Origin of the sequence: Methylobacterium hispanicum (assembly GCF_022179285.1) — a bacterium.
Classification (GTDB): Bacteria; Pseudomonadota; Alphaproteobacteria; order Rhizobiales; family Beijerinckiaceae; genus Methylobacterium; species Methylobacterium hispanicum.
In genome coordinates this window covers 25,623-41,629 of the sequence record NZ_BPQO01000029.1, presented here as the reverse complement: position 1 = coordinate 41,629, position 16,007 = coordinate 25,623, and the positions used below count along the sequence as shown (strand labels likewise).

Annotated in this window: 14 protein-coding genes; 6 read left to right on the top strand and 8 right to left on the bottom strand. The window is 70.0% G+C overall.

Features of this window, described 5'->3' with window-relative positions:
- The first annotated feature begins 50 nt into the window (after window positions 1-50).
- Genes MFF56_RS25605 through dpdA form a run of 3 tightly spaced genes read left to right on the top strand, consistent with a single transcriptional unit; the run spans window position 51 to window position 3,575 of the window.
- Complete coding sequence (locus MFF56_RS25605; protein WP_238231599.1) at window positions 51-1,490, top strand: hypothetical protein; 1,440 nt, start codon at window positions 51-53, stop codon at window positions 1,488-1,490.
- A gap of 7 nt (window positions 1,491-1,497) precedes the next feature.
- Window positions 1,498-2,235 (top strand): hypothetical protein, encoded by a 738-nt coding sequence (locus MFF56_RS25600; RefSeq protein ID WP_238231597.1) that lies wholly within the window; start codon window positions 1,498-1,500, stop codon window positions 2,233-2,235.
- Entirely contained in the window at window positions 2,232-3,575 is a 1,344-nt protein-coding gene (dpdA, locus tag MFF56_RS25595; protein WP_238231595.1) for a tRNA-guanine transglycosylase DpdA, read from the top strand. The genes MFF56_RS25600 and dpdA overlap by 4 nt, the downstream gene beginning before the upstream one ends.
- Window positions 3,576-3,994: 419 nt before the next feature.
- On the opposite strand, the gene MFF56_RS25590 is transcribed toward dpdA, so the two are convergent.
- The 4 genes from MFF56_RS25590 to MFF56_RS25575 all read right to left on the bottom strand — a co-directional run bounded on the left by MFF56_RS25590 (window position 3,995) and on the right by MFF56_RS25575 (window position 7,252).
- Window positions 3,995-5,464, bottom strand: a complete 1,470-nt coding sequence (locus tag MFF56_RS25590; RefSeq protein ID WP_238231593.1) for a DUF4403 family protein — start codon at window positions 5,462-5,464, stop codon at window positions 3,995-3,997.
- 129 nt (window positions 5,465-5,593) lie between these two features.
- The gene (locus MFF56_RS25585) at window positions 5,594-6,067 is read right to left on the bottom strand and encodes a hypothetical protein (RefSeq protein WP_238231592.1); all 474 of its coding nucleotides are present in this window, start codon (window positions 6,065-6,067) and stop codon (window positions 5,594-5,596) included.
- A 12-nt stretch (window positions 6,068-6,079) separates the two neighbouring features.
- A complete protein-coding gene (locus MFF56_RS25580; protein ID WP_238231590.1) occupies window positions 6,080-6,676 on the bottom strand; it encodes a hypothetical protein in 597 nt (198 codons plus the stop codon).
- An 81-nt stretch (window positions 6,677-6,757) separates the two neighbouring features.
- Window positions 6,758-7,252 (bottom strand): hypothetical protein, encoded by a 495-nt coding sequence (locus tag MFF56_RS25575; protein WP_238231588.1) that lies wholly within the window; start codon window positions 7,250-7,252, stop codon window positions 6,758-6,760.
- Between the two features lie 142 nt (window positions 7,253-7,394).
- Between MFF56_RS25575 and MFF56_RS25570 the strand changes: the two genes are divergently transcribed.
- A complete protein-coding gene (locus tag MFF56_RS25570) occupies window positions 7,395-8,684 on the top strand; it encodes a hypothetical protein (protein ID WP_238231586.1) in 1,290 nt (429 codons plus the stop codon).
- 81 nt (window positions 8,685-8,765) lie between these two features.
- Here MFF56_RS25570 and recD2 read toward each other — a convergent pair whose 3' ends face one another.
- Window positions 8,766-10,982 carry an SF1B family DNA helicase RecD2 gene (recD2, locus tag MFF56_RS25565; protein WP_238231584.1) on the bottom strand — a complete coding sequence of 739 codons (2,217 nt, stop codon included), beginning with the start codon at window positions 10,980-10,982 and terminating at the stop codon, window positions 8,766-8,768.
- A gap of 578 nt (window positions 10,983-11,560) precedes the next feature.
- Between recD2 and MFF56_RS25560 the strand changes: the two genes are divergently transcribed.
- Window positions 11,561-12,463, top strand: coding sequence for a hypothetical protein (locus MFF56_RS25560; RefSeq protein ID WP_238231582.1), 903 nt, complete (start codon window positions 11,561-11,563; stop codon window positions 12,461-12,463).
- A 7-nt stretch (window positions 12,464-12,470) separates the two neighbouring features.
- Here the strand turns inward: MFF56_RS25560 and MFF56_RS25555 are convergent, their stop codons facing one another.
- A complete protein-coding gene (locus MFF56_RS25555; protein ID WP_238231580.1) occupies window positions 12,471-13,181 on the bottom strand; it encodes a thioredoxin domain-containing protein in 711 nt (236 codons plus the stop codon).
- Window positions 13,182-13,303: 122 nt separating this feature from the next.
- Window positions 13,304-14,524, bottom strand: coding sequence for a hypothetical protein (locus tag MFF56_RS25550; RefSeq protein ID WP_238231579.1), 1,221 nt, complete (start codon window positions 14,522-14,524; stop codon window positions 13,304-13,306).
- 129 nt (window positions 14,525-14,653) lie between these two features.
- Here MFF56_RS25550 and MFF56_RS25545 point away from each other — a divergent pair, with 129 nt between their 5' ends.
- Window positions 14,654-15,481: a DnaJ C-terminal domain-containing protein gene (locus MFF56_RS25545; RefSeq protein WP_238231577.1), complete on the top strand. Its 828-nt coding sequence runs from the start codon at window positions 14,654-14,656 to the stop codon at window positions 15,479-15,481.
- A 4-nt stretch (window positions 15,482-15,485) separates the two neighbouring features.
- On the opposite strand, the gene MFF56_RS25540 is transcribed toward MFF56_RS25545, so the two are convergent.
- Window positions 15,486-15,926 (bottom strand): hypothetical protein, encoded by a 441-nt coding sequence (locus MFF56_RS25540; protein WP_238231575.1) that lies wholly within the window; start codon window positions 15,924-15,926, stop codon window positions 15,486-15,488.
- Window positions 15,927-16,007 lie beyond the last annotated feature (81 nt).

Sequence of the window (16,007 nt, the reverse complement as noted above, 5' to 3'; positions counted from 1 at the left end):
CGCCCGCCTTCCTCATCCTTCGGATCGGCAGGAAGGCACCGGAGCATCGCATGGCCTCGTCCGCAAAGGTCCGCCCGACCACGAACGGTTCCTTCGACTTCGACGGCCTCGCGCGCCGGCTGCGCCGGAGCACGATGCTCACGCGCTCCGGGGCCGCCTACGCGAATTTCGGGGTGCTCGCCGCGCTGGAGGTCGGGGCCGTCGCCGGACTGCGCGCCCGTCTGCGCAACGCCGCCGACACCGCTGCCTTCACCGTCGAAGAAGCCCGAAGCCGCTTGCGGGAGATCGTGGGCGGTCGCTTCCGGCCGCGGTCCATGCGCGATCTCGATCGGCACCTGGGCGAGCGGCGCATGAGCGTCGAGATGCGGGCCTACGGCTCCGGGCCGGCGGCCACGTACCTCGTGGACAAGGCCACGAAGGGTGCCGTCCCTGCCGCCCAGGTGCATCGCTCCCTCTCGGCGTCGGCCCTCGAGCGGCGTTTCGGCGCGACGGTCGCCCCGCGCGGGATGCGTCCCTCCGAACGGCCGGCTCCCCCCGATCCGAACGTGATCCGCGTCCGGCGACTGCTGCACGGCATCCTTCCCGCCGCCAAGGACGTCCCTGCCTTCGACAGCTGGGAGCAGCTGCAGATGTCCCTCCCGGTCCTCACCGACGGTCTGGCCTATACCGTCCAGGGCGGGAGGGGCTACATCGGCCGCGCCTTCGGGACCGCGTCCTCGGATCCGGCGGCGAACCTGCGCCTCCTCGACGAGGCGCGTCGCCAGGGCATCCGCCTCGTCCTGCCGGCCGACGACCGGGAGAGCGCCCTGGCCGGGCGCCTCGTGGCCGGCATGGCCGTCCTGGTGGCCTCCGACAGCGTCCCGGCCAGGAAGGTCGATCCGCGCCTCGAGCACGCCTTCATGGCCGACGCCTTCGGCGAGAGCTTCTCCGAGAACCTGCTCTCGATCAGCTCGCGGGCCGAGGAGCGCGAGATGTTCGCGACGCCGAGCGAGAACGTCGTCGACTTCGCCCGATTCAAGGCGTCGGAATTCAGGTCCCGGTTCGCGCGTACCCTGGAAGCCCCGGCTCCCGTCCAGGATGCTCCCCGGTCCCCGAAACTGTCCGTACGCACCACGCAGACCATGGAGGGCGCCGAAGTTCTCGCCGCGTGGAACGGCGAGAAGGGAATGGAGGCCGGCCCGGCCTCGGCCTTGCCGCCGGGCACCTATCTGAAGGAATGCGCCTTCGAGATCCCCCGCGGCTACGTCCGCGTCGACGAGGAAGGGACGGTCCACCACTTCAGCATGGACATGCGGCCGCACAACCCGAACGGCCCCGCGGTCGTGCATCCCCCGGGCTCCGGGCGTCCCGACGAGTGGGCGCTCGACGGGGTGTTGATCACGGAAAGCGAGTTCATCGTGCGCACCGGAGTAGGCGAGCCCCTCCGCGAGCCCGAATCCGAGCCGGATGCGCCGATGTCCGAGGTTGCGCGCGGCAGAGCCTTCGGCTGAGGTCCCGATGCGCGTGCTGACGACCTGCTCGGCCCTCAAGAGCGTCCGGCCGCCGGACGATCTCCTGGCCCGGACGCTCGCGCGAGGCTCCGTCGGCGACGTCGTCGCCGAATGGGTCGGACGCCTGCGCGACGCCGAAGGCGAGGTCGAGGCCGCCGCCCTCTACGTCGGGCGCGGATTCGGCCACGCGGCCGCCGCGGCCGTGGGCGCGCCCTGGATCGCGTCGGCAGGCCTGGGTCTCCTGGCCCCGCGCTCGTACGTACCCTCCTACGGCGCCACCGTCGCGGCCGGTCCCGAGGACGACGTCTTCCGACGGATAGACGGGCCCCGCGATCCGGGCGCTTGGTGGGCGGGGCTCGCGAACTCGCCCTTCGCCTGCCCGGTGGACGAACTGTTCCAGGGAGAGGGGCCGGTCCTGGCCGCGCTCTCGGCGCCCTATCTCGCGATGCTCGCGGACGACCTCGCGGCCCTGCCGCCGGGCGACCTCTCCCGCCTCAGGATCTTCACGGCCTCCGCGCCCGGGTCCTTCGACGCGCGCCTGCGCCCCTACGCCATGCCCCGCAACCGGGCGGGCCTCGACGACGTGGGCGGGTACCGCGGGGTGGTGGCCGACTACGCCCAGCGGGCCCTGCGACACTTCGTTGAAACCGTCCTTCCCGCAGCGCCGGAAGCCGACCTCGATGCGCATGCCGCCATGATGGCCGGAGAGATCCCGGTCCCGGCGCTCGGCCCGGCCCCGCGATGAGCCGCTTCCTCTACAGCGACTCCCTCGACATGCTCGATCCGGGCTACGACTTCGGGGAGGAGCGGCACGCCAGGGGCCGGACCGATCCCTTCAACGGCGACGTCTTCGCGCACGAGTTCTTCGACAAGCCGCCCTACGACGGCATCCTCCTCTCCTACGCGACGGTCGGACATCCCGGCGGGCCGGCCGCGGGCGGCCGCTACCCGCTCGGTCGCCAGATGCGCCTGCGGCGCGAGGGGGCGCACCGCTTCTTCCGCTTCGGCGACACGCCGCCCGAGTGGATGATGATGGGCGACTGCGGCTCCTTATCGTACGCCAGGGACGCGGTCCCGCGGTGGGGCGTCGGCGCGATCCTTGACTTCTACGAGGACTGCCGCTTCACCCACGGATGCTCGCTCGACCACGTGATCTTCGGGTTCGACCAGACCGTACCCGGCCTTTCGGGCGGGACCGAGCAGGACAGGTTCCGCTTCGACGTCACCCTCGAGAACGCCGACGCGTTTCTGCGAGGAGCCCGATCGCTTTCCGGCTTCGAGCCCGTCGGGGTCGTCCAAGGGTGGTCGCCCGGATCGATGGCCGAGGCCGCGCGCCGCCTCGTCGCGATGGGCTACGGCTATCTGGCTCTGGGCGGCATGGTCCCGCTGAAGGTGCCTCAGATCAAACTCGCCCTCCAGGCGGTGCGCGACGCGGCACCGGACGTCCGCCTGCACGTCCTCGGCTTCGCCAAGGCCGACAACATCCAGGAGTTCGATGGGTTCGGCATCGACAGCTTCGACACGACCAGCCCGGTCCTGCGCGCGTTCAAGGATGCGAAGGCCAACTACTTCCTGCGCGGGGACGATGGCGGGATGGAGTACTACACCGCCATCCGAATCCCCCAGGCCATCGTGAACCGGGATCTCAACAACCTCAGCCGGTCGGGCCTCGTGCTGCAGGAGGATCTGCAGATCATGGAGGCCGACGCGTTGCGTGCCGTCAGGGGCTACGCCGCGGGTCTCGTGGGATTGGACGCCGCCATCGACGCCGTGATGACCTACGCCGATGCCGGCATCGACGACGGCGACGCGCGCGCTGAAGGTGCCCGGAGCACTTTGCCTGGCGCGGCCAGCAGGGCGGGCTTGCGCGCGCGCTACGAGCGGACGCTGCTCTCCCGCTGCTGGGAGCGCTGCGCCTGCCGGGCCTGTTCCGAGATCGGCGTGGAGGTCGTGCTATACAGGGGCCGGCAGCGCACCCAGCGACGGGGATTCCATAATCTGGAAACCTATCACTCGCTCGTCAGGGACCTTCGCTGCGAGGCTGTTCCCGAGGCGGCGCCTCGACATCCTGCGCCGCTCTGCTGAGGTAGGGCTGGATACGCACGTTCGGGCGCATGCATCATGCGACGGCGGCTAGGCCGGTGACGGGCGGGTCGGACGCGGCCGACCGCCCTCGAGGCCAGCCGGGACTTGCGGCGCCACAGTGCCGATTCAGAAACTGCTCGAGAAGCAGCCCCCACAGAGTGTCGATCGCCTAAGGAGGAAGGTGCCGTATTCATTGTACTCGCAGTAGTTGCAGAGCAATACCACGATGGCGCACGAAGTGTCGATCAAGTAGGATGTCTGCGGTCTCGCAGAGGGGAGACACTTCTTCCGATCTCGATCCGTTGGAATTGGCTCGACCTTCGGCATCGACTGTTGGCTCTCCTGTGCGAGCGTTGCCGTTCCCACCAGAAAGACGCTCAGCAAACCGAAAAAACAACGACGCATGGGCTTCGCGATCCTCAATCGGATAAAGTGACGACGAGAACCTCGGTTTTCGCCGAACCCTTCGCCGTCGCGATGATCCGCAGATTGCGTTCGTCGCTGGCGACGCCTTCCAAGGCTATGTCGTCGATCTTGGCTTCGAGCTTAACGGAGCCGTTCCTGCGATTCAAAGTGTCCACCGCGGCTGCAGCGCGTTCCTTGATCCGGCCCGCCTCGCGGCCGATGTCCAGACGTGCCTTGTCGGCGAGCACGCGTTCGACGACGGCTGCGGCAGCGTCTCCCATCACCGCGGTTAGGGGCCGTTGCGACTCGACGTCGAGCTTCACGTCGTCGAGAACGAGAAGCCGTTTTGCGCCATCGATGCGCGGCACTGCCCTGGCATAGATGGTCCCGGAGGCCTGTCCCGACACATAGCCGATGAGGCCCGACGATCTGACGGTCACGTCGGCGGCCACCAGCAAGGCCTTTCCGAGCGGGCGAATCTTCAACGAGCGGACTTTGACGCTCAGGCCGCGCTCCTCGTCGGTAAAGGTCCGCCCTGCGACGGCGCCGCTCAGGCTCTCGTTGATGTAGTCGAAGGACGTCTCGATCGGCAGAAAGATCTCGAACTGGCCCTCCGGGGACGACGGGACGATGCTGATCTGCCGGGGGAATTCGCAGTTGGGCGCGCCTCGCTGGCTGCCAGCCGACACCCGCGCCTTCACGCCCACGAGTAGATCGATGGAGTCGCCGGAGATGACCGGCTGAGCCGCCAGGATCTCGACCGGATCCACGGCGACGAAGAAGGGCGGCACGCCTTGGACCTTGTCGACTTCGACGACCCTGCACAGCTTCGGCCATTCACGACGCATCGCATCTTCGAGGAACGTGCTGTCCGCCAGCTTCCCGTTGGCCTCGTTGATCTTCCTGTCGACCTCCCTTCGGACGATCTTGGACAAGGCCGTTCTGACGCTGACGGTTGTAGGCCCCATATCGATTTCGGCACGGCTCAGGTCGACGCCGAAGTTGCCGATGTTGCCCTTGAGCCGCCAATTCGAAAGCAACTCGGGCCTGACGGTGATCGATGCTTTCCCGTTGACTACAGCGCTCACGCCGAGCGGCAGGATGGCGAACGTGCCTTCGGCTCGGGCCTCGCCGGCCAGGTCCGCAGCGATCTTCAAGCTTCCCCGATCCGGAGCGACTGAGAAGTCGCTCCTCCGCCACGCGTAGGTGATCCGATCGTCACGGAGCACCCTACCGGCGAAATCGTTCTCGACACCTGTCCCGCTTCTTTCGGCCTTGCGCTCCATCAGTTCGGTCAGGGCCGACAGCCGGACCCGCACCGGGATGACGATCGTCGAGATGCGCGGCTCCATGAACTGCAAGGGGGTTGCGGGCGGTGTCTGCGGCAACTGGGATTGGAAGGATGTCGTTCTGAATGCCGATAGAGCATAAAGGGCTGCCCCCGATAGGACGAACAGTATCAGGCTGCCGCGCAGCAATCGCATTCCGCCCCCATCCAAATCACCGAACCAAGCCTCACTTCGTGATCCCAGGTTGTCAATGGTGTGAGAGAGCGCCTCTTGGCGGCGACACCATCCGCATGATTTGGTATCACAACGGAATTTTGAAGAATTTCAAAACTGAACCTGCGTAAAATTCGTCGTCTTGGCCCGCCTTGCGGCGAATGAAACCTTGTGCAGCGACGCAAGGCGCTCGAGGACTTCGGTCTCGACGGTCAGGAAGGTCGAGTAGATGTCGATCGCAAGACGTACGAAGACGGGGCCGTGGTGCACGCCGGCCATCAGTTCGCGACGCCCTTCAGGATCGGCGAACTGGGCGAGATGCGCCGTCTCGTGGAGGACGATCGGCGGGGTCCGTCCCCAGTCGGCGATGTCGAGGCGATAGACGCCTGGGCCGATCACGGCCTTGCAGGGGATCGTCGTCGATCCCAGGAAGCGGACGTCCGGCACCGGCGTTCCGGTCAATCGGCACATGCGGTCCACGAGCGCACGGATGTCGTCGCGCGACAGGAGGAAGTGCGCGATCGGCTCCACCGCCTCGGCCTCGTAGTCGTAGACGCGCTGCTGCTGGTAGTCCGCGGACGACATCACAGCCTTAAGTCAGCAGGCCGGCGCCGACAGATCGGGAATCGGCTCGATGCGAGCGACGGTACCCGCGACGTCCGCCGCATCGTCGTCGGGCCCGAAATCACGGATCACGAAGCGGCCGCCGACCACCCCGAAGTTCGACGTCCGCACGTCGTTGATCGCGAACCCCAGCGTGGAGGCGGCCCACGCGATCGCGTCGTAGGCCTCGGCGAGGTGAGCCTTGCAGTGGGACGCGGGCCCAAGATCGGCTATCTCGCGTCCGTCGCGGCGGGCATCGCCCAGCATCCCCAACGCCATCATCCAGAGGGCGAGGTCGTTGCCGCCCGTCCATCCGTTCGGGAGATCGGCAGCCTCCTCGCGCACGATGCCGAAGTACGTCATCTCGTCTCCTGCGTCGGAGGTCTCACATATCGCGACGACCCGATCGATGCGGGGAAATCCGGGGCAAGCGCGTCCTTCGGTCTGAGCTTCCATCAGCAGGAGCGATCTCGCCGCCTCGCCCTCCGATCCGGTGACCTTCAGGATCCTCCCGTCGTCCAGCAGATTCACGCTCCCGTTGGAGCCGGCGTCGATGTAGCCGGCCAGGGTGAGGCCGAGCCTCGCTGCCACTTCCGTTCCCGCCGGAGGATCGAGGCCGACGTAGTGACGGCCGGGGTCGGCGTCCCGGTTCCGGTCGGAACACACCGGCCGCTACCGGGAGGCGACGCTGGAGGTGCGTCCGCAGGCCCGGTCGGCGGCGGCCTTGCTCTCCTTGAAGCCCTGCAGCGAGTAGTTGTCGACGATGGTGGTCCCGTCGACGGACGAGGTCCAGACGACCTTCATCGTGCCGGGGCGCGACATAGCGGCGATGATGTCCCGTTCGGGCTTGCCGGCGCGCACGAAGGCTGCGTTGCCGAACGGCAGCAGCTCGAAGGTATGGCCCTCGATCTCGACCAGGGCGTTCGATCTCGTGACGTCGGGGAAGCCGGACACGACGCTGACGGCGTCGAAATTGCGCTCGGCACGGTTGTGGACCACCGCCACGTAGACGGCGCCGCGTCCGGGAGGCGCGTTCGTCGAAGCTACCGGCGACGCCTTGACGAAGCACGTCTGCCCCTTCTGGCGCGCCTGCCAGTCGCCGCCGGCCGAGGCCGGTGCCGCAGCGGCCACGAGGGCGGCGGCGAGGGCTGCGGTGGCTGCGCGCATGGTCGATACCATTCTTTCGTTCCTTCGACCTCGCGAGCATGGCGGCAGTTTCAGGAAGGCGTCAACAAGCGCGATTCCCCTTTTTCGTCGCCTCCTGCCACCTTCGCCGGCAGATCAGGGGACCGTGCCCGGGAGGCGTCCGATGAAGCTCATGTTGACCGTCGAGACCTTCAAGTCCGGCGACAAGCACGGCGTGGTGTGGGCGTCCGCCACCGGCGTCGACGCGTTGGGCCGACGCGCGCGCGCGGCCTTCCGCGACCCGCGCGAGGGCGACGGACGCAAGCGCGCCACCGCCATGATCGAGCAGATGGCCGCCGCCGTCCCGCCCGGCCAGGACGTCGCCGACATCAGGCCGATCGTCGAGTGCTTCGGCAGTTGGCGCGATCGCCCGCTCACCCGCGAGGGCAAGCCCGTCATGCGGGGCGGGGAGCAGATGAAGGATCGCTACTTCGAAGTCGCCTCCTTCAATCTGCTGTCGGGGCCGGCCCTGGAACTGCGCCGCACCAAGCAGCGCGCCTGCGAGGTCGTGGACGCCGTCGCGGCGGCCATGCAGGCCGGCGACGCGTCGAAGGCCGCCGAGACCGCTCTGGAGTTCCTGCGTCTCTTCTCGGGCCGTCCCGCCGACGAGATCGATGACGTCGACGCCGACGAGCCCGACGCGATCGCGCTCGAGGTGTCGCCCGCCCCGGACGCAGTGGACCTCGCCTCGGCAGCGGAGTCGCCGGAGATCGCCGCCGTCGAGGCGCCGCAGGCGGACGTGCCGGCGGCGGAGCAGGTTGTGGCGGCGGACGTCCGCGACCTCTCCGTCGGGCGGGAAGCTGCCGTCGACCCGTCCAGTTCGGATGTCGAGCCGATGCGGCCCGCCGCGGAAGCGGCCGCCGAGGTCTCGCCGCACCTGGAGAACGGCATCGGCACGGCCGCCGCCGGGACCGCGGAGGTCGAAAGCTTCGTCGCCGCCGTCGAGGCCGCTCCGCCGGTGCATCCCGAACCGGAGGCGGGGACCCCTGCGGCCCCCGCGCGCGCAGCTCCGTCCCGTCCGGATCTCGGCAAGGCACCTCCGCTCTCAGCTGCGGCTCCGCGCCAGCCGCTGCCGCCGCGCGCGCCTCCGGTGGCTCCCCGCCCGGCCGCTGCCCCCGCGGTGCGCCCGGTCATGGCCCGTCCTCCGGTGCAGCAGGCCGCCCCTACCCGTCCGGCGGTGCAGCCCCCCGCGCAGCGCACCTCCGGCGTCGAGGCGCCCCAGCGGAACGCGGCCCCGGCCTCCGAGCCGCGGGTCGCGCCGACCGCGGCGATCGCTCCCCCGTCGGGGGGATATCGGCGGCCGGAGCCGGGCGAGGATCCCGAGGCTCTCGCAGCGGCCCATCTCGCCCGGAAGCAGAGGCCCGGCATGCCGCAGGCGGTTCGACCGGCTCCGATCCGTCCGGGCGTCCGCTGAACGCGGTCCGGAGGACCCTGCGGACGCGAGAGGGGCCGGCGCATGCGCCGGCCCCTCTCGTTCGAACCGGAAGATCGCACCTCAGCGGGGTGCTGGTCCGGCGGGCGCCTCGTCGAACGTCTCGCCGCAGACCGGGGCGGGGCCGGGGGCGGCCAGCCGGAGGGCAAGCCCGGTGAAGCGCCGGGTCGTGTCGGCCTTCGCGATGGCCGAGCGCAGCACGCGGCCGTCGCCTACGAGGTGGCACTCCTGCTTGGCGCGGGTCACCGCCGTGTAGAGGAGGTTGCGCGACAGGATGCTCTGGTGGGAACTCGGCATCACGAAGAGCACCACGGGGAACTCGCATCCCTGGCTCTTGTGGACGGTCGTGGCCCAGGCGTAGTCGATGTCGTCGGCGTCCTCGGCCGTGTAGACGACCTGATCGCCGGGATACTCCACCCTGATGGCCGGGACCATGTCCTTCTCGCCGCGCTTCACCTCGCCGACCCAGCAGATCTGACCGACCTCGCCGTTGAAGACCTTCTTCTCGTAGTTGTTCCGCATCTGCATCACGCGGTCCCCCGCGGTGAAGAGGCGGTGGCCCAGGCGGGCGCTGCGTCCGTCCTCCGCCGCCGGATTCAGCGTCGCCTTGAGGATCTCGTTGAGCTTGGTGACGCCGATCTCGCCCTGCCGCATGCCGGCGAGGATCTGCACGTCCCGCGAGACGTCGATCCCCCGCTCGGGAAGGTCCCGGGTGACCATCCTGACGAGGTGGTCGGCGATCCCGCCCGCTCCGTAGGCCTCGGTGAAGCCGAACCCGTCGGCGGCGGCGGAGACCGCCGGCAGCGCGCCCGCGTTGATGTTGTGGGCGGCGGCCACGATGTCGTTGCCGTCCTTCTGGCGATGCACGACGGAGAGGCGGCAGACCGGAACGCTGCCGGACGCTATGAGGTCCCGCAGGATCTGCCCCGGTCCGACCGAGGGCAGCTGATCGACGTCGCCGACGATCGTGATCGCCGACCCAGGGGCTACCGCCTGGAAGAAGGCGGCGGCGAGCCGGGTGTCGACCATCGAGAACTCGTCGACGATGAGGTGATCCTCCTGCAGGGGGCGCCGCTGGTTGCGCGTGAATCCGCCAGCGGCGGCCTCCCACTCCAGCATGCGGTGAAGCGTCGACGTCTTGGCGCCCGTCACGTCGGCAGCGCGCTTGGCCGAGCGTCCCGTCGGGCCCGCGATGGCGACCTTCCGCTCCACCGACTGTAGGGCCTTGAGGATGACGCGGACCGTCGTCGTCTTGCCGGTGCCGGGGCCGCCCGTGAGGATGCAGATGCCTTCCGACACCGCCGCGACCGCCGCTTGGCGCTGGCTTTCGTCGAGGACGAAGCCGAGCTCGGCGGCGGCGCCGTCGACGATCCGCGCCGCCTCCTCGCGCGTCTCGGCCGCCGGCTTGGCCTCGGCCATGAGCGTCAGGATCCTGTCGGCGATGTCGCGTTCGTCGCGCAGCAGCGGGATCGGGTAGACGAGGTTCGTGACCGCATCCAGCGCGTGGGTCCTGCCGTCGGCGACCTCGTCGAGTTCGGCCCGCACGGCGGCTGCCGCCACGCCGATCTCGTCCGCGACCGTCGCCACAAGGGTGCTCGGGGGCAGGCCGCAATGACCGCCCTCGCGGGTGCGCGTGTCGAGGAAGAAGCGGAGCGCGCCCCTGATGCGCTTCGGATCGGCGAGCTTGTGCCCGGCCGAATGGGCGACCTCGTCGGCCGACCGGAAGGCGATGCCCTCGATCGTCTCGGCCAGGACCCACGGGTTCTCCTCGATGATCTGTTTCGAGCGGGCCCCGAACTGCTTGATGATCTTCTTCGTGGTGAGCGGCCCGAGCCCGAACCGGCCGAGCCACGCCACCAGCTCGGCCTGCCCGGCGTTGGAAGCCCAAGCCTCGGCGATCGCGACGGCCTTCTCCCGCGGGATCGCCTTGGCGAGGGCCTCTGCATCTCCGACGACGTTCTCGAGATCGTCTCCGAAGGCCTCGGCGAGCTTGTTCGCCGTCGCGTGGCCCACGCCCTTCACGCTCGACTGGCGCAGCCACCCGACGATCCCTTTGGCGCCTTTCGGCAGGACCGGCGTCATCACCGCGGCGCGGAAGGTCTTCTGTCCCTTGTAGGTGCCCCACTTGCCCTGGAGCAGGACCTGTTCCTTCGCCTTCGGCCGCGTCGCCGGATGGGTCGTCGAGAACTTGAACTCCTCGCCGTCCTCCCCCTTCGCCAGGAAGACGTAGAAGGTGCGGTCCGCATTCTCGTGCAGCTCGCGCACGATGCGGACGGTCATCTCGACGGCCTCCTCGGGATGTGTGGAAGGCCTCTCCTCTCCGGGCGTGGCCGCCGGCATGGATCCCCGACCCGTCCGGTCTGTCCGCGGCGGCGCCACGATGCGCACGGGCGGCGGGGTTATACGCACGGAGCCGGCGGGCATGCGGGCGGGGGGCGGCGGATGCCCGAACAGATCCCCGTCGACGGCCGGAACGGCCTGCCGTTCGGGCGGATGCCGCCCGGCGGACGGAGCGGACGACGCCGGACGGGCGTCCGGACGCGACGCCGGAGCCGGAGTCGGGCGACGCAGCATCAGCACCCGCGGCAGCGGGACCGCTTTGGCACCGGGGTTTCCGTCTCGTTCCATTGCGTCTCCTCGGTTCCTTCGTAGACGCCTCTGCCGCGTTGGAGAAGCCTTCCTGTTGACGAAGGAACCGAAAAGCCAGAAGGTCCGCCTGCACCTGTGGAAGGCTCGTCATGCTCAGAAGAGTGGGTTTCCTGCTCCCGCTGTTCGCGTTCTGCGGTGTCGCGTTCGCCGCAGCGCCGTCCTGCAAGCCTGCTCCGTTCCTTGCCGGCGTCCCCTTCCTGGCCGATCAGATGACGTCGACGACGGCGCCGGACGGCGAGGTCTCGTACAGCCTCAAGGCCGATCCGCGCATCCGGGCAGGGTTCCGCACCGTGGCCGCGGACCCTCCGGCCCCGGGAACGCGCCTCGGATACGCGGCGGAGATCGGCCGCCGCCTCGCGCTTGAGGAAAGCGCGATCAGGGCGCGCGGCGGCCAAGTCCATGTGGCGGCCATCCCCTTCGCGCCGGCGGCCTATCGCGTCGTACGCAGGGGCGATCCCGAAGTCGGAGCCGATCGGATCGCCGGCCGTCTCGCGATCTACGTCAGCCCGTCCTGCGAGCTGATCGCCGAATACGACGCGCCGGATGCCATGCTGCTGCGGGCCCAGTTCGGCGAGGTGATCGCGGCCGTCGATGCGGTCAGGGACGTCGTCGGCCGGACCGCTCCCTCGATCCCGCTCCGCGACGAGACGAGCGCGCCGACCGGCGGCTTCGCCTACCTCGTCGGGCTCGGACTTCCCCTTCTGGTCGCCGTGGTCCTGACGCTGCTGCTCGGCGGCTCGGTCGCCAGGGGGGTGCCCGGAGCGCTTTCCAAGGCCGCCATGATCTTCGTGGGACTCGCCTCGGCTCTGGTGGTCGCCGGATCGCAGTACGCGGGGTACCCGGCGACGCTGCCGCCCGAGATCCTGGCTCTCGTCGCCGCGGTCGCGGCGGGCGCCCTGGTCACGGCATTCCTTCCCGTAGGCGTGCCGCTCCGCTTCGCCATCGCCTTCGGTTGCGCCGCCGGCTTCTCGATCGTCGGCTACGCCCTTCTCGGCTGGGTGGCCGAACCCTACGGGCTCTCCCTGGCGGGCGTCTGCATCAGCCTGGGCTCGATCCTCGCCGCCCTCTGGTGGACGAGGGCGACGGGCCGGTTCCTGATGCCGATCAGTTGACCGGGCTTCAGCCCTCTCCACCCAGGCGCCGCACGGCGTCCCGGACGCCCTGCGCGGTGATCTCGCCCACGAGGACCTCCATGCGTCCGTCGCGGACGACGGCGAGGGCCGGCAGGGCCTTCACGCCGATGCGGGCCGCGTCCGCCCTGGCGCGCCTCATGGTCGCGAGAGCGAACGAGCGGCCCTCCGCGTGGACCGGGGCGGGGGCTGCCCGGCCCGTCAGGAAGGCCGTCCGGAACTCCCCGTAGCGCCCGGCGCCCTTGTGCGCCTCCAACGCGGCCGCGGCGAGTTCACGGCTCTCCGCGGAGAGCGGAAGGTCGCGGTGCACGACGCGGATCTCGCCCGAGGCCGCGAGGCCGTCGAGGACGAGGCCCGCCGCTCGGCAGGGCTCGCAGGCGTAGTCGACGAATTCCACGACGGTCGCTGCGGCCTGCGCGGTGCCGGACGCCGGCGCGTCGGCGGGGGTAATGCCGAGGCCGCCGTCCTCCCGATCCGCCCGGCGGAAACGAAGCAGGGTTTCGACGAGGATGTCGGGGTCGGCCCGAAGGCGTTCGACGAGGTCGTCGACGATCGCGGCCCTGTCCGCGCGGGACAGGGCCGGGGCGGCACCCGACGCGGGGTTGAGCCCGCCGCCCTCGGCGGCCTCGGTCGTGCCGGCGAGGATGAAGGCGAGGGCCGTGGAGGCGACGAGGGACAAAAGGGCTCCGGGAACGAGCATCGGCGGTCCGCAGCTGGCAAGGAACGGATTCGATCCTTCCCGCAGCGGACCGCCGCGTCAATCCTTCGTCGGCGCCGCGGGCGCCCGCGGGCGGGTCGCCGAACCCTGCCGCGGACGGTCCTCTAGCGCTTCGCGGCTCGCGCGATGCAGGCCTGCGCCTGGCTTTCGGAGCGGCCGGATCCCCGGCACCAAGCCGCCCAGTCGGGAGAGACGGGGTTTCCCGACCTGGGGTCGACGCTCTGGCCGGCGCCGCCCATGTGCGGACGACCGCCCTGGACCCCGGACGGTGGCTGGTAGACGGGGGGATCGTAGACGGGTGGATCGGGCTCGGTCGGCTTCGGTGGATCCGGCTCGGTGGGAGTGGTGTCGGGAGGCCTTGGCGGGGGCGGCGTGTCCGCGGTCCAGGCCGAGCAGTAGATGCCGCCGAATTTCCCCGGCGCGGACGCGATCAGGGGGTTGGTCTGCAGCAGCGTCAGGTTGCAGAACGGCGTGCCGCTGCCGTCCAGACGCGCATCCTCCACGGGAAGCCATTGCGGCTGCGATTGCGGATAGTACCAGTTCCCGGTGTACCCGCCGAAGATCGCGAGCTTCATGGCGTTCGGGTCGTACCCGGCGGCCAGATACTCGTTGACGAGGGCGGCTTGCTGCGCGGGCGACGGGGCGAAATCCCCACCCGAGAACACGGTCTCCCAGCGCGGGGCGCCGACGCCGTACCCGTCGGTCCGACGGCGGCCGGCGAGATCCGGCAGGGCCGAGCGGTAGTCCGTCATCGAGGCCCATACGCGTCCCAGATCGAAAGGCCGGCCGGCGGCCTGAAGCGTTCTGCCTCCGTGCTGCGGGGTGTAGGGCCCGGGAGGCTTGCCATCGAACGTCACGGAGTAGTCGGCCCGAACCTGCCTCTTCTGCGCCTCGTAGGATTGAAGGCCGGCCTGGGGGTTCGAAACGCCCCAGACCATCCAGTCGTGCGAGTTCGGGACGAGGGTCTCGCCGTTCCAGCTGCAGGCGATCCCTTTGGGCGACGAGGCCACCACGGTCCACATGCTGATCATGGCCTCCGTGCCGCGGAGAAACATCCTGCAGCGGCCGATGCGGTAGTGCGCGGACGCCCCTGCACCGCTGCCCATGACGGGATCGAGTTCGGAAGGCCATGCCGCCGGCGGCCTGTAGTAGCGGTTGTTGACGCTCTGATCCGAATCCTCCGTGTCGACGACGTTGAGGAGGACGCCGTCCTGATTGACGATCCGGATGCCGCCCGGACCGTCGATGAAGGTCTGGCCCGCCGAGGCGGGCATGCCGAAAGCGGCCAGGAGCGCCGCAGCGGAGACGAGCGTGGAACGTCGCATCGGATGTCCTTCCCTCGCGCGCCGGCACTTTCGCCGGCGCGAAGGCGTTCCGCGCTTGCGCTTTGCGGGAGCCTGTCCTGAAATCCGCGAAACTTTAGCAAAAGGCGACGCCCTTCGAAAGGAGTGGAGATGTCAGAAGACGACGGTTCCTTCGACCCCTGGTTCGTCCTCGGCGTTCCTTGCGGTGCGTCGGGCGAGACCGTTCGGAAGGCCTATCGCGGTCTCGCGATGCGGTATCACCCCGACCGCAACCCCGGGGACGATGCGGCCGCCGAAGCCTTCCGGAAGGTGAAGAAGGCCCGGGACGCGCTGGAACGGACGAGGGTGGACGAGCCGCGGGCGACCGGCCCGTTCGCCGCCGCGTTCGAGGATCTCGTCCGTGCGTCCGAGGATTTCGAGGCTGCCCGGATGCCGGGGTGTCCCGAACGCGGGGCGGACGTCGAGGCCGAAGCGACGCTCGCGTTCCGGGACGCTCTGTCGGACTGCCCTCGCACGGTTGTCGCGTACGGCGGGAGCGGCCGCGTCCGGCGCGCGACGGTCGTCGTGCCCGGCGGCGTGGCCGACCGCGAGGTGGTGGTCTACCGCGGCCTCGGCGAACCCGGCGTCGCCGGCGGACCGCGAGGCGATCTCCGGCTGCGCGTCGGCGTCGCCTCGCCCGACGGCTTCGTGCTGCGCGGCCTCGACGTGCTGTGGACGCTCCGCGTACCCGTCTGGGACGCCGCCCTCGGGTGCGAGATCCCCGTTCCGATGCCGCGGGGCGGGTTCCGCCGGCTGGCGCTCCCGCCCGGTTCTCCGCCGACCTTCGAGCACCGCTTCGGGGGCGAAGGGGTCGAGTCCGGCGGCCGTCGCGGCGACTATCTCGTGCAGGTCGCCGTCGACGTCCCCGACGCCGCGGCGGATCCGGATCTCGGGAGGTTGTTCGCCGCCATGCGCCCAGGCCCGCTCGTCGCGGCCTGATCGCCTAGGCGGTCTCGAGTTCCCCCGGCGTCTCGATCTGCAAGGTCGGGTCCGAGAGAAGGCGGCGGGCGCCCTCCTCGCCGATCGCCTGGACGGAAGTGCCCTTCTCGATCGCGAAGGAGCGCGCCTCGTCGACGAGCCCGCCCGCGAACCAGCCGGCAAGGCCGTTCAGACCGCGCCTGGATGGGCGCGTGTCGTCGCCGCGGGGCTTCGCCCGCCGGGACGAGCGCACGAACATGCGTCGGTGTTCGACCGGAAACAGCGCGGGATGGCCGAGCGGGCGGAGCCCTTCGTTCAGGCAGGCGGCCAGGACCTCCTGGAGCGTGCGCTCCTCGTTGCGGGCGCGCGTCCGCAGGCGCCCGATCGCGTCAGGGGCGAGGAACACGACGATCTGCTTCTTGCCGGCACGGCTCGAGGGCCGGCCGTATCCGGGCGGTCTTTGCATCGGCTCGGCTCCACGGTCAGTCTTCTGATCCACCGGATCCCGCGCTCGGGCAAGCCGTTCCTTCGAACTTGCCACCGCGGC